This is a genomic window from Mannheimia bovis, from assembly GCF_014541205.1.
In the GTDB taxonomy this organism is placed as follows: domain Bacteria; phylum Pseudomonadota; class Gammaproteobacteria; order Enterobacterales; family Pasteurellaceae; genus Mannheimia; species Mannheimia bovis.
Genome location: NZ_CP061280.1, coordinates 1,514,002 through 1,527,382, shown reverse-complemented (window position 1 = coordinate 1,527,382; position 13,381 = coordinate 1,514,002). Strand labels below are relative to the sequence as shown.

Below are 13,381 nucleotides of genomic sequence, written 5' to 3'. Positions count from 1 at the left end.
CAGCCCTTAATATTGTTGTTTATACCAAGCAGAATACTCACTTCTGGCTTGTTCTATGTCAAAAAAATTCTCGTAAAATTTTACCCTTACCATTCCAACTTCGGCAGTATTAAGCACCTTAATTCCTTTTCTTTCTAATCGCCCGACTACCTGCTTATTTGGCAATTTCCAGGCATTCCAACGCCCTGCAGAAATAAATGCAAATTGTGGTTCAGTTAGGGCTAATAATGTTTCACTAGTACTACTTTTACTGCCGTGATGTCCTACTTGTAAGAAATGAACTTTTCCAATATTGGGGGCAAATTGGCGTTCTTGTTCTATGCCAGAATCCCCGGTAAGTAAAATCTGCAAGCGGTCATTTTCTACTAAAATAACGCAAGAGTCGTGATTTTTGGCTCGCTCTACCCGATAAGCAGGATAATGTGATGATAAATGCCACTTACCAAACTGCCACGATTTCCCTTGAATACAAGGTTCAGGCTCAACATTATGGTAACGAACTTTACTTGAACTAATAAGACGAGCGTTTGGATAAGCAGAGAGTAAATCCATCACACCACCTGAATGATCATTATCATCGTGGCTGAGAAAAATTGCCTCCACAGAAATGCCATTGCGTTTTAAATAGGGTAATATTTCGATCTTTGCCATTGAGTTTATCTTGCCATCATCGGATTGCCAACTTGACCCCGTATCGTAAATTACCGCTTTATTTTGTTCATCAATCAACGCCATTGCTAAGCCTTGCCCGACATCAAACATAATCCATTCCGCTTTAGTTTGAGTAGCCAATTTATACAGATAAAAGCTCAAATTGAACAATATTGATAATGCAATTGCAGTTAGCCATTTTTTATAAGGCAGCCCATATAATTTGCAATAAAGGCATAATAGAACCAATAGATTAAGCGAAAGTAACTGCCATTGCTGCCAATAGCTGAGTGTGAACCAAGCATTAGAGAGTGGAGCTAATAACCATAAACTACCTTGAGCGAGATAATCCGCCAATTGCCAGGTTGCAAACAAATTGTCGGTTAATAAACTGAATAAAATAAGTGGTACAAGCAAAAAACTGTAAAGGGGTACAATAATCAAATTAGCGAGTAACGCAAAAGCAGACACACCCTCAAAAAAGTAGAGTTGAACAGGTGAGAAAATCAACCAAATCCCAATTTGTAAATGCAAAAGCGATAACCACAAGCGGTTAAATTTCGTCATTTTTTTACGTATTTCATCAGAAATAACGCAGCTTAAGGGGAAAAATTGATACCATAAAATCAAGCTCACTACCGCTAACAGAGAGAGCCAAAAACTATCAGACAGTAAACTGAGCGGTTCAAGAACGATCAATAAAGCCACAATTCGCCACCAACATTGCCAAGCGGTGTAATGACGTCTTAAACATTGGCAAAGTAACACAAATGCAATGGCGAATAAGGCTCTTACTGTTGGTACTGCAAAACCGGCTAAATAGCTATAAGCAAACGCAGTTAGAAAACCGATTGCCCTTGCAAAATAAAGTGAAAATCCGACCGCTTGTAACCATTCTAGTCTGCTTTTTAAACAAAGCCATTGCAGACTTTTCGCCATATAAAATCCAAAGAGCATCGCAAGTCCGATATGCAATCCTGAAATGGCAATTAAATGAGCGGTAGCAGTTTGTTGAAATAGTTCCCACTGTTCGGGCTCTAACCACGCTCGCTCACCGAAAGCCAGAGCTAATAACAAGCCTTGAGTAGGTAGCGTTTCTGTTTCTGCTTTAACACTACTCAGCCAATTGGTTCGAAAGGTGTTTTCTCTTTGTACCAATTTCTCAACTTGACGAACAGTTGCCGTCATATTGATGTGATTGGCGAAATACCAACGTTGGCGGTCAAAATTACCTATATTGCTACGGGCTGAAATTGGACGGAGATTAAGTTCGGCTTGGTAATATTGCCCAAGTAATAACGGTTGCTCTGCTTGCCAATTCAGGTAGATATTTTCGCCTGTTTGGAGTGTGCCAATCGCTGTTTGATAATCTGTCTGCTTAAGAATTTTGCTGATTTTAAACTGAATAAGCTGCTTACTAGCGGTTATATTTTCCGCATTTTTTGCAACTTGGATAATGTGAAAATAACTCATACAAATAATCACACCAAGCACAAAAGTGTGTTTAGCTCGAATATAAATGCCATAGAGCAAAATTATTCCGCCAAAAGCGAGGCCGCCTAATAACCCATCTTTAGGTAAAAACAAAATAGGCAGATGAAATAGAAAAATGGCAATACAAATACGATCTAACATAGCAAACAGATTAAATTTTTAATCTGAGTATGCCGTTTAAGAGAAATTTTTTCAGAGTAGATATGTAAATTTTCGACGCAGATCGCAAAAATAACTGTAAAAAGAAAGGCAGACTAAAAAGTCTGCCTTTAAATAAAATATATTATGCTGATTTTTGATCTTCAGCGTAGCTTACCGCAGCGGTAAATAATACGTCTGTTGATGAGTTTAGTGCAGTTTCAACCGAGTCTTGAATCACACCAATCACAAAGCCAACACCAATTACTTGAGCGGCAATATCATTTGGAATACTAAATAAGCTACAAGCTAATGGAATTAACAATAGTGAACCACCCGCAACACCTGAAGCACCGCAAGCACAGATTGAGGCTACCACACTTAATAATAATGCAGTTGCGAAATCTGGCTGAATACCTTGGGTATAAGCAGCTGCAAGGGTTAATACGGTAACCGTAATTGCTGCACCCGCCATATTAATGGTTGCACCTAATGGAATTGCCACTGATGCGATTTCATCTCGAATACCTAAACGCTTAGCTAGGTTCAAATTGACGGGAATGTTTGCTGCAGAACTGCGGGTAAAGAATGCCGTTACACCGCTTTCACGTAAGCAAGTGAATGTCAGTGGATATGGGTTACGACGGATTTTCCAGAACACTAATAATGGGTTTAAGACTAATGCAACAAACAACATTGCTCCCACTAACACCAATAATAAGCGAGCGTACCCTTCAAACGCATCTAAACCATTTACAGCCACTGTTTCTGCCACTAAGCCAAATACACCAATAGGTGCAAAAGCAATAACTACTTTCACTACAAATGAGACTGCATTTGATAAATCATTTAAAAATGCTTTTGAACTTGCTGAACCGTGACGGAATGCAATTCCTAAACCGATCGACCAAGCTAAAATACCAATAAAGTTACCGTTGCTTAACGCAGTCAGTGGGTTATCGACTAAGTTAAAAATCACGGTTTTTAAGATTTGACCGATGCCTTCAGGTGGTGCTAAACCGTCTGGACTAGCAGTTAATTCTAACGTGGTTGGGAACATATAGCTTAAAATAACTGCCGTTAATGCCGCCAAGAAAGTGCCTAATACATAAAGCACTAAAATCGGTTTTAATTTGCTGTCTGAACCAACTTCTTTATTTGCGATAGCAGATAACACTAAGACAAATACTAAAATAGGAGCGATAGCTCGGAGCGATTTCACAAAAAATTGACCTAGTACACCAACGTTCACCGCCCAATCTTTATTAATAAATGCCAGTAATACCCCTAGCACTAAACCAATGGCGATACGTAATACTAAATTACCGCCAAGAATTTTTGAAGATAATGAATTACTCATAAGAATTTCACTTCTGTAAGACAAAAAATAAAAAAGGATAAATAATATTTATCCACCTAATAAAATAGGTTCGTAGATTAGCCGAAAATCAGACAATATGGAATAAACAAGCGGTCATTTTTTAAAATTTTTTTGCAGAAAGTTGGATTTTTCTATTTTCAGATTAATTTATTTTATTCATACTAAGTTTCTTTAAAGATAACTTTTCTTTCAGTACAATAACGTTTTAACTTATTTACTTAATCTAACAACTTATGAAACCTAAAAATAAAGCTGACTTTCAGCGTGTTATTAACGCAACAAAATATTCAATGAAAGGCTTAAAAGCTGCTTATATTAATGAAGCGGCTTTTCGCCAAGAACTGTGGTGTGCAATTATTCTATTTCCATTAGCCTTGATGCTAGGTGAAACAAATATTGAAAAAATACTGTTAATCGGTACAATTTTTCTAGTATTAATTGTTGAATTACTCAATAGTGCGGTTGAAGCCGTTGTTGATCGCATTGGTTCAGACTTTCACGAACTCTCCGGTAGAGCAAAAGATTTCGGTTCAGCCGCTGTGTTTTTATCAATGATTTTACTGGCAATTACTTGGATATTGGTTTTATTCTTTTAATGCCTTTTTTAACACTCATATTTACTGAGGTATTTCTATGAACTTTAAGAAAACATTACTTTCTCTCGCTATTCTAGGCTCAGCCTCTGCAATGGCGTATGAAACAGATAAAACTTACCGTTTTACTGTGCTACATACCAATGACTTACACGGTCATTTTTGGCAAAATGATAAAGGCGAATATGGCTTAGCGGCACAAAAGACATTAATTGATGGTATTCGCAAAGAAGTAGAAGGAAAAGGCGGTTCAGTCGTCGTATTAAATGCGGGTGATGTTAATACAGGCGTGCCTGAATCGGATATGCAAAACGCTCGTCCTGATATTGATGGTATGAATGCGATTGGTTATGATGCAATGGTGTTAGGTAATCACGAGTTTGACTTCCCTCTCCAAGTGCTCTCTATGCAAGAACAATGGGCAAAATTCCCTTTTATTTCTGCGAACGTTATTAATAAAAAAACAGATAAGCCTATCGTAAAACCTTACGTTATGCTTGAACGAGGCGGTCTAAAAATTGCCGTTGTTGGATTAACTACAGAAGATACAGCAAAACTAGGTAATCCTGATGTAACTGAAAATGCGGTCTTTAAAAACCCGATTGAAACTGCGAAAACAACACTTGCAGAAATTAACAAAACTGAAAAGCCGGATGTGCGTATTGCCCTAACTCATATGGGCTATTACTTTGACGGTAAACACGGTACTAATGCACCGGGCGATGTAACAATGGCTCGTACGTTAGATAAAGGGGCTTTTGATTTAATTATTGGCGGACATACTCACGATACCGTGTGTATTGATGATAAAGGTCAATTCAAAGCCAAATACACACCGGGCGAAGAGTGTAAACCGGATTTCCAAAACGGTTCTTGGATTGTTCAAGCCGGCGAATGGGGTAAATTTGTAGGGCGAGCTGATTTTGAATTTAAGAACGGCAAAACAACTTTAGTAAAATATGAGTTAATTCCTGTAAACTTGAAAAAAACCATCAAAAAAGAAGATGGCACAAAAGAATATCAACTCTACCAACCTGAAATTAAAGCCGATGAAGCCACTTATCAATTACTCAAAAAATATCAAGATGAAGGCGATCAAAAACTTAATATTGAAGTAGGTAGTGTTAAGGGCTTATTAGACGGTAAACGTGAACACATTCGTTTCCATCAAACTAATCTAGGGCGTTTAATTGCACAATCTCAAATGGAACGTGTAAAAGCAGACATCGGTATTATGAACTCGGGCGGTATTCGTACTTCGATTGAAGAAGGAAAAGTAACCTATAAAAACCTACTGACTGTTCAACCATTCGGTAATATGATTGCAACTGTTGATTTAAAAGGCAAAGAGTTGTTAGAGACCATTACTGCTATCGCATTGAAAGATGTTGATACAGGTGCATACCCACAATTTGCAGGTATTTCAATGGTGGTTGATCGTAATGCAAAAACCATTTCTGATGTAAAAATTGGTGGCAAAGCATTTGATGAAAACAAAACCTATAAAGTCTCTTTACCTGACTACGTCGCAGCAGGCGGTGATGGTTATCCATTACTGAAAAAACACCCAACTTATGTGAATACAGGCTTTATTGATGCGGAAATGCTGAAAAAATTCTTTGAAGAAAATAAAGTGATTGAAGCGGACAAATACGATCCGAAAAATGACATTATTTTCAAATAATTAAATACAAATGGGGAAATCAAAATGATTTCCCCATTTTTTAGCCACCAGACAATTTTACTTTAAAGCCTTTACTTTCTAAAATTTGCTTAATGAGTTCACGGTTATCGCCCTGAATCTCAATAACTCCCTCTTTAAATGAACCGCCACAACCTAACTTACGCTTCAGCTCTGAAGCGAGTGAGTTAAGTGCTTTATCATCTAAATCAAGCCCGGTAATAACACAAACTCCTTTTCCTTTTGCCCACTGGTTTGACGTTGAATACGTACAATCCCATCGCCTTTCGGGCGTTCTTCTTGAATAATTTCCGGCTTTATTCTACCGGTTTCTGTTGAATAAACTAATGCCATTGGTAAATTTTTCCTTAAATACGACCGCTTGTATCATTTAAAAAGGCGGATAATTCCGCCTTATTGATTAACTATTAATGGATTGATTTATTGATTTGAGTACTGCTAATGGATCTGCAGCTTGGGTAATTGGACGACCAATCACTAAGAAATCTGAGCCCGTTTCTATTGCCTGTTTTGGCGTCATTACACGTCGTTGATCGGCAAAATCACTGCCTTCCGGTCGAATACCCGGAGTGATTAATTTGAAATCATTACCGCAATGTGTACGTAATACTTCCACCTCTTGCGGAGAACATACCACACCGTCTAAACCGGCACGTTGTGCTAAATGAGCTAAACGAATTACCTGTTCCATTGGCGAAGCATTAATGCCGATTTGCAATAAATCTAAGTCTTCCATACTGGTTAAAACCGTAACTGCAATCAACAATGGAGCATCTTTGCCGTAAGGCTCTAAGATTTTTTTCGCATCTTCCATCATTTTTAAACCACCGGATGCGTGTAAATCTACCATCCATACACCTAAATCAGCCGCTGAGCGTACTGCACGGGCAACGGTATTTGGAATATCGTGATATTTTAAATCAAGGAATACATCAAATTTACGGTCGTGTAATTGTTTCAAAAAATTTGTGCCTAATGTTGTAAACATCTCTTTGCCTACTTTTAAACGACAAAGTGATGGATCAACTAAGTCCACAAATTCCAATGCTTCACGTTCCGTTTCATAATCTAAAGCAACAATGACTTTATTGTTCATACTGAACTCCTTAATTTTCTATTAGATAAGACCATCGATACTCTGTACCGGTTTAATTTTTTCCCATTGATTACAAGATGGGCATTGCCACATTAAGCGGTAACTTTGATAACCACAATTTAAGCAGCGATATTGAAAGCCTCTTTTTATTTGGTTACCTACCATATTATGCAATAGTACCAAGCTCTCTTTACCATTTCCTTCTTCCGCAAAATCTGCTTGATAGCGAATAAAACGATGGAACGTAATCAAACTCGGATAAGCACTTAATTGTTGGTATAATTTAGAATGTGCTGCATTAATACCGTCTTTTTCTTCAATAAATTCGGTTAATGCAATATCTACACTACTATTATGCTTTACTTGATTAGCTTTAATTAGGAACAATTCATAGCCATTATGATCATTTAGTGCGACATAGCACTGTTTCACTCGTCCAATTACTTCACTAATATAATCGGGATCTTGCTGTAAAATTTGCTCAAAATAACCTAATGCTTTAATAAACTCTTCCTGTTCTAAATAGAAATCCCCCAGCATTATTGAAGCTCTTGTGGATTGAGGATAATAATCTAAGGCTTTGTTTAATGCTTCTAAAAATGCAATTTTATCTTCAAATTTAACCGCTTGTGCATATTCGCAGTAAAAATGAGATAGCGGAATTTTATCTGTTTCAGGCGAAATTTTTAATAACTTTTCAGAAGCATTAATTGCTTTCTTCCACTCTCGTGTCTTTTGATAAATCACTGTAAGTTGAGATAATGAATGCTTAGCAAATTCAGGTTCATCAACTAATGAGATATAGTAATTTTCTGCCCGATCATAAAAACCTGCAGCCATAAAATCTTTAGCCAACTGTTGTTTAGCTAATAATTTCTGTTCAAATGAGTAATCAGGATTATTTTCTAAGGCTTGATGAATACGCAAGGCTCTATCTACCTCCCCCCTTGAGCGAAACAGATTACCTAAGGTTAATTCAGCTTCAAATTGGGATTCAGTAGAAATTTGATTTTCAGATTCTTGCTTTTGTAGCATAGAAAGGAAAAGATCAACCGCCTTTTCCTGTTGATTAGATAAAAGAAAGTTCAATCCTGTAACATATTCACGGGAAAACTTATTATTAACAGTTTCTTGGTCCTTTTTTGCACTACGCTGCCCCATATACCAACCGTATAATGCAGCAATAGGCAATAAAAGGAACAATAATTCAAGCATTTATTCAACCTTTGGCGTGGTTAATTCAGTTATCTGTTGAGCTTGACGTTTTACACGACGATTTAATGCGATATTTTGCACTTTAACTTTCAAGTAAAAAATACCTGTTACTAACCAGCCTAAAATTAACCCTAATCCAAATAAAATTGCTACTAAGGTTGATAGGCGTAATTCACTTTGTGCAATAATATAATTGAAAGTAATAAGTTGATCATTATTTGCCCCAATTGTAATTGCAACAATAATTACTGCAATAACAATTAAAATTCCTAAAATATACTTAATCATACAATCTCCCTTACTACATAAGTTTCCAAGGAGTGAGACTTAAATTAAGTCCACCCGTTCTTTTAAATCTTTACCAGCTTTAAAATGAGGAACATATTTTCCAGATAATGATACGCTATCCCCTGTTTTAGGATTGCGTCCTATACGAGGCTGACGATAATGTAATGAAAAACTACCAAAGCCTCTTATCTCAATCCTTTTATTTTTTTCCATTGTCAGTGTCAAATGCTCTAAAATCTCTTTTACACAATTTTCTACGGTTTTAGTCTGTAAATGTGGATTTTTAGCAATCAAACTCTCAATCAATTCAGATTTGGTCATATCATCCTCATCAAAATCATCATAACAATTTTAAATAATCACTCTTTATAAATAACTATTTAAAATGGTCATCAAGTTTAAATGGGTATGTTGAAAACATACCCATTTATTATCAATTAAACCTAATTATTCACCTTTAGCAGCTTTGAAAGCTTCAGCAAACGCGTTAGGTACTGCAACTTCTTCTTTGTTCACTTGAGCAAGTGCCGCAGACTCTTCAGCTTGGTCTTTTGCACGAACAGATAAGTGAACGATACGTGATTTACGATCTACACCGGTGTATTTTGCTTCAACAGTATCGTTTACAGCAACTTCACCGTTTAAATCTGCTGCACGGATATAGCCTTCAACGCCACCTGCTAATTCAACTTTAGCACCTTTAGCATCAACTTCTACTACTGTCGCAGAAACGATTTCGCCTTTTTTCGCACCATCAACAAAGTTTGTGAACGGATCAGATTCTAATTGTTTGATACCTAAAGAGATACGCTCTTTCACTGCATCAACTTGTAGAACTACAGCTTCAACTTCGTCACCTTTTTTGTAGTTACGAACTGCTTCTTCACCTGAAACATTCCAAGAAATGTCAGATAAGTGAACTAAACCGTCAATACCGCCTTCTAAACCGATGAAGATACCGAAATCAGTAATTGATTTGATTTTACCTGATACTTTATCGTTTTTGTTATGCGTTGCAGCGAATTGTTCCCAAGGGTTTGCTTTACATTGTTTTAAACCTAATGAGATACGACGACGCTCTTCATCAACTTCAAGTACCATTACTTCAACCACATCACCAACATTAACTACTTTAGATGGGTGGATGTTTTTGTTTGTCCAGTCCATTTCTGAAACGTGAACTAAACCTTCAACACCGTCTAAAATTTCAACGAAACAGCCATAGTCAGTTAAGTTAGTTACTTTACCGCTTAATTTGCTGTTTACTGGGTGGTTTTCAGCGATTACCGCCCAAGGATCTTGACCTAATTGTTTTAAGCCTAATGATACACGGGTTTTATCTTTGTCGAATTTTAATACTTTAACAGTAACTTCGTCACCAACATTAACCACTTCGCTTGGGTGTTTAACACGTTTCCATGCCATATCTGTGATATGTAATAAACCGTCAACACCACCTAAATCTACGAATGCACCGTAGTCGGTTAAGTTTTTAACTGTACCTTTAACTTCTGAACCTTCAACTAAGTTCGCTAATACAGCATCACGATCTTGGTTGCTTTCTGTTTCGATTACAGCACGACGAGAAACCACTACGTTGTTACGTTTTTGGTCTAATTTGATTACTTTGAATTCGTACTCTTTACCTTCTAAGTTTAAAGAATCACGAACCGGACGAGTATCAACTAATGAACCTGGTAAGAACGCACGTACACCATTTAATTCAACAGTGAAACCGCCTTTTACTTTACCATTTACGAAACCGATAACAGTAGCTTGCTCTTCGAATGCTTTCTCTAAAGCAATCCAAGCTTCGTTACGTTTTGCATCACCACGAGAAACAACTGTTGCACCGAAGCCATCTTCCACAGCTTTAAGTACTACATCTACCTCATCACCAACTTGAACTTCTAACTCACCTTGTGCGTTAGTAAATTCTGATGCATCGATAGCTGATTCAGATTTGAAACCTGTATCAACAATCACTAAACCTTTTTGGATAGCAACAACAGTACCTTTAACAACATCACCTAAACGTGGTGTAGCTGCAAATGATTCTTCAAGTAGTTGAGCAAACGATAATTCTGACATAATAAATCTTCTTTAAAAATAAACATCCATCTAACATCTTGTTAAACGGGGTTAGTAATAAAAGCCAAACAATTCCTATGTAAGGCAGACAAAAACTAATATTTAATATTATATTGACCAATATGCTTCAACGCTTGTTGGATCACATCTTCAATAGATAAATGCGTAGAATCTAAAATTAACGCATCTTTAGCCGGAACAAGCGGAGCAACAGCTCGATTTCTATCTCGAAAATCACGCTCTTTTATCTCGGCTAAAATCTCGTCAAAGTTAGCATTAAATCCCTTTTCTTGCAACTGTTTTACACGTCTTTTTGCACGTTCTTCTGCACTTGCATCTAAAAAGAGCTTAATTTTAGCATTTGGGAATACAACTGTCCCCATATCTCGTCCATCAGCAATTAATCCTTTTTCCGTGCTAAATGCTCTTTGACGTTCTAATAATGCCTCTCTCACTTTAGGGAAAGCTGCAACTTTTGAGGCATTTTGACCTGCTTGTGCAGTACGAATTTGGTCACCAACATTCTCACCGTCTAAAATTACATTAATTTCACCATTTACAGGCACAAATTGGATATTTAAATTACGCCCTAGTTCCGCTAGTTTTTCATCATCATCCAATGCAATATCTTTTTTTACTGCACTCAAAGCAGTAATTCGATATAACGCCCCAGAATCCAAGAAATCAAAGCCTAGTTTTTCTGCTAAAACGTGGCATAGTGTACCTTTCCCAGCACCACTAGGTCCATCAACTGTAATAACTATTTTTTCCATTCTTTACCCTATTGTGCTTGTAACTCAGTAATCGTTACATCAAAATTTAATAATTGACTACCGCGTTGAACAACCACACGAACTGTGGAGTATGGTTGCATTTCAGCTAACGCCTCCATCATTTGTGAAGGTGATAATGCTTCAACGTTGCCGATTTTAAGAATCAAATCCCCGGCTTGAATACCTGCTTTAGCCGCCGGACCATTTTCACTTACATCACCAATAATTACACCCTTTTCATAGCCCTGCATTTTAGCTGTATCAAATAAATCTGTACTGACGCCGAAATATCCTCTAATTACACGACCATCTCGAATAATTTTTTGCATAATTTGATCAGCCAGATTAATTGGAATAGCAAAATTCAATCCTTCAGATAATTCATTGGTATTTTTACCTAAACGTAGAGTATTAATACCAATAAGCTCTCCTACACTATTAATTAATGCACCACCTGAATTACCTTGATTGATAGATACATCTGTCTGGATAAAATTTTGTCGCCCACTTTCTGTTAGGGTATTTCTCCCGATAGCACTCACTATACCTTGCGTAATACTCTGACCTAGATTTAACGGATTACCGATGGCTAAAACCACATCTCCCACTTCAATTTTTCGCTCGGGATTTTGTGGTATTGTCGGTAGATTTTCAGCCTCTATTTTGAGTACGGCTAGATCAGTAAGAGAATCCGCACCGACTAATTTTACGTCTGTTGAAATTAAACCGCTTTGTAAAGCAATAACTATTTGATCAGCATCATCAATAACGTGCTTATTCGTTAAAATATAACCATCATTACTCATAATCACGCCAGAGCCTAAATTTTTGACTTCAAATGCTGAATTTTCAGCACTAAAATTTCGGTTATATACATTTACTACTGCTGGCGATGCAATTCTTACAGCTTGATTGTAACTTGCAATTTCTCTCTGATTTAATGCTAAAAAGGAGAATCCATTACCTTTATATTGAAATAACGGAGCAACAAACAAAATTAAAAATGCACAAAAAAGTCCAAAAATGACCGCTTGTCCAATTTTTTTTAGCATTATGAGCTCCCTAAAATTTAATTATAAACGACGAGCCTGCCAAAAAGCTTTTGACCAATAAGGCGAATCCATATCGGAATAAATCACGCCACCTTTTGTTGAAGCGTGCAAGAATTGTCCGTTTTTAACATAAACACCAACATGTTTACCATTTGGACCTCTCCCTGTATTAAAGAAAACTAAATCCCCAGTTCTCAATTCTCGTTTGGAGATACGCTCCCCTTCTTTGGCTTGCTCTTTAGTTGTTCTTGGTAGACTAATCCCGAATAAGTCTCTAAAGGTAACTTGCATAAAACCGGAACAATCAATCCCAGACTTACTATTACCGCCTAAACGATAGCGAGTTCCTTTCCATTCGTGTTGTTGTTCACTCAAACGACTAATTGCCATAATAGGATCAGATAAATCTGCGTGATAGGCGGAATGATATATTTTACTTCTTGCCTGTGCCTTAGAAACAGATCTATCCGAGCTAGAACAAGCTGACAATACTATTGCACTTGCAAATACAAATCCTAATGATAGCCATTTTTTTACTAATTTCATTTGATACCCCTTTTCTGAGCACCCGCATTATCTATGATAAGATAACCTTATTGTGCTTAAATATTTGCCTGCTCAATACGCTCACGCAATTTTTGACTGGCTTTAAAGCTCACCACTCTACGAGCAGATACTGCTACATTTTCGCCTGTTTTAGGGTTACGACCGGGTCTTGCTTTTTTCTCTCGAAGTGAAAAATTACCAAAACCTGATAATTTTACTTCTTTACCATTCTCGAGAGATACTCGAATTTCTTCAAAAAATAATTCTACAAATTTCTTAGCCGCACGCTTTTCTAAATCTAATTTTTCAATTAGGTTTTCTGCAATTTCAATCTTGGTAAGTGCCATAATTGATCCTTTTT

The 13,381-nt window shown here is 36.9% G+C and carries 13 protein-coding genes and 1 pseudogene; 2 read left to right on the top strand and 12 right to left on the bottom strand.

Features of this window, described 5'->3' with window-relative positions:
- Positions 1 to 6 precede the first annotated feature (6 nt).
- Positions 7 to 2,286 (bottom strand): DNA internalization-related competence protein ComEC/Rec2, encoded by a 2,280-nt coding sequence (locus ICJ55_RS07605; protein ID WP_188156260.1) that lies wholly within the window; start codon positions 2,284 to 2,286, stop codon positions 7 to 9.
- A gap of 142 nt (positions 2,287 to 2,428) precedes the next feature.
- Positions 2,429 to 3,643 (bottom strand): serine/threonine transporter SstT, encoded by a 1,215-nt coding sequence (gene sstT, locus ICJ55_RS07600; protein ID WP_188156259.1) that lies wholly within the window; start codon positions 3,641 to 3,643, stop codon positions 2,429 to 2,431.
- 254 nt (positions 3,644 to 3,897) lie between these two features.
- On the opposite strand from sstT, the gene ICJ55_RS07595 reads away from it, so the two are divergent.
- Both ICJ55_RS07595 and ushA read left to right on the top strand, forming a co-directional pair.
- Entirely contained in the window at positions 3,898 to 4,260 is a 363-nt protein-coding gene (locus ICJ55_RS07595) for a diacylglycerol kinase (RefSeq protein WP_188156258.1), read from the top strand.
- Between the two features lie 37 nt (positions 4,261 to 4,297).
- A complete protein-coding gene (gene ushA, locus ICJ55_RS07590) occupies positions 4,298 to 5,941 on the top strand; it encodes a bifunctional UDP-sugar hydrolase/5'-nucleotidase UshA (protein WP_188156257.1) in 1,644 nt (547 codons plus the stop codon).
- 40 nt (positions 5,942 to 5,981) lie between these two features.
- Here the strand turns inward: ushA and yciH are convergent.
- The 10 genes and pseudogenes from yciH to ICJ55_RS07540 all read right to left on the bottom strand — a co-directional run bounded on the left by yciH (position 5,982) and on the right by ICJ55_RS07540 (position 13,367).
- Positions 5,982 to 6,292: pseudogene (gene yciH / locus ICJ55_RS07585) on the bottom strand (stress response translation initiation inhibitor YciH).
- Positions 6,293 to 6,359: 67 nt separating this feature from the next.
- Positions 6,360 to 7,055, bottom strand: coding sequence for an orotidine-5'-phosphate decarboxylase (gene pyrF / locus ICJ55_RS07580; protein WP_188156256.1), 696 nt, complete (start codon positions 7,053 to 7,055; stop codon positions 6,360 to 6,362).
- 21 nt (positions 7,056 to 7,076) lie between these two features.
- Positions 7,077 to 8,270, bottom strand: a complete 1,194-nt coding sequence (gene lapB, locus ICJ55_RS07575) for a lipopolysaccharide assembly protein LapB (protein ID WP_188156255.1) — start codon at positions 8,268 to 8,270, stop codon at positions 7,077 to 7,079.
- Complete coding sequence (locus ICJ55_RS07570) at positions 8,271 to 8,558, bottom strand: LapA family protein (protein WP_188156254.1); 288 nt, start codon at positions 8,556 to 8,558, stop codon at positions 8,271 to 8,273. It lies immediately after the preceding gene.
- A gap of 39 nt (positions 8,559 to 8,597) precedes the next feature.
- On the bottom strand, positions 8,598 to 8,879 hold the full coding sequence (locus ICJ55_RS07565) for an integration host factor subunit beta (RefSeq protein ID WP_188156253.1): 282 nt from the start codon (positions 8,877 to 8,879) through the stop codon (positions 8,598 to 8,600).
- A 126-nt stretch (positions 8,880 to 9,005) separates the two neighbouring features.
- Positions 9,006 to 10,649 (bottom strand): 30S ribosomal protein S1, encoded by a 1,644-nt coding sequence (gene rpsA, locus ICJ55_RS07560; protein ID WP_188156252.1) that lies wholly within the window; start codon positions 10,647 to 10,649, stop codon positions 9,006 to 9,008.
- 95 nt (positions 10,650 to 10,744) lie between these two features.
- Positions 10,745 to 11,422, bottom strand: a complete 678-nt coding sequence (gene cmk, locus ICJ55_RS07555) for a (d)CMP kinase (RefSeq protein ID WP_188156251.1) — start codon at positions 11,420 to 11,422, stop codon at positions 10,745 to 10,747.
- 8 nt (positions 11,423 to 11,430) lie between these two features.
- Positions 11,431 to 12,474: an outer membrane-stress sensor serine endopeptidase DegS gene (degS, locus tag ICJ55_RS07550; protein WP_188156250.1), complete on the bottom strand. Its 1,044-nt coding sequence runs from the start codon at positions 12,472 to 12,474 to the stop codon at positions 11,431 to 11,433.
- A gap of 21 nt (positions 12,475 to 12,495) precedes the next feature.
- Positions 12,496 to 13,020, bottom strand: a complete 525-nt coding sequence (locus ICJ55_RS07545) for an NlpC/P60 family protein (RefSeq protein ID WP_188156249.1) — start codon at positions 13,018 to 13,020, stop codon at positions 12,496 to 12,498.
- A 56-nt stretch (positions 13,021 to 13,076) separates the two neighbouring features.
- The gene (locus ICJ55_RS07540) at positions 13,077 to 13,367 is read right to left on the bottom strand and encodes an integration host factor subunit alpha (RefSeq protein WP_188156248.1); all 291 of its coding nucleotides are present in this window, start codon (positions 13,365 to 13,367) and stop codon (positions 13,077 to 13,079) included.
- Between the last annotated feature and the right edge of the window lie 14 nt (positions 13,368 to 13,381).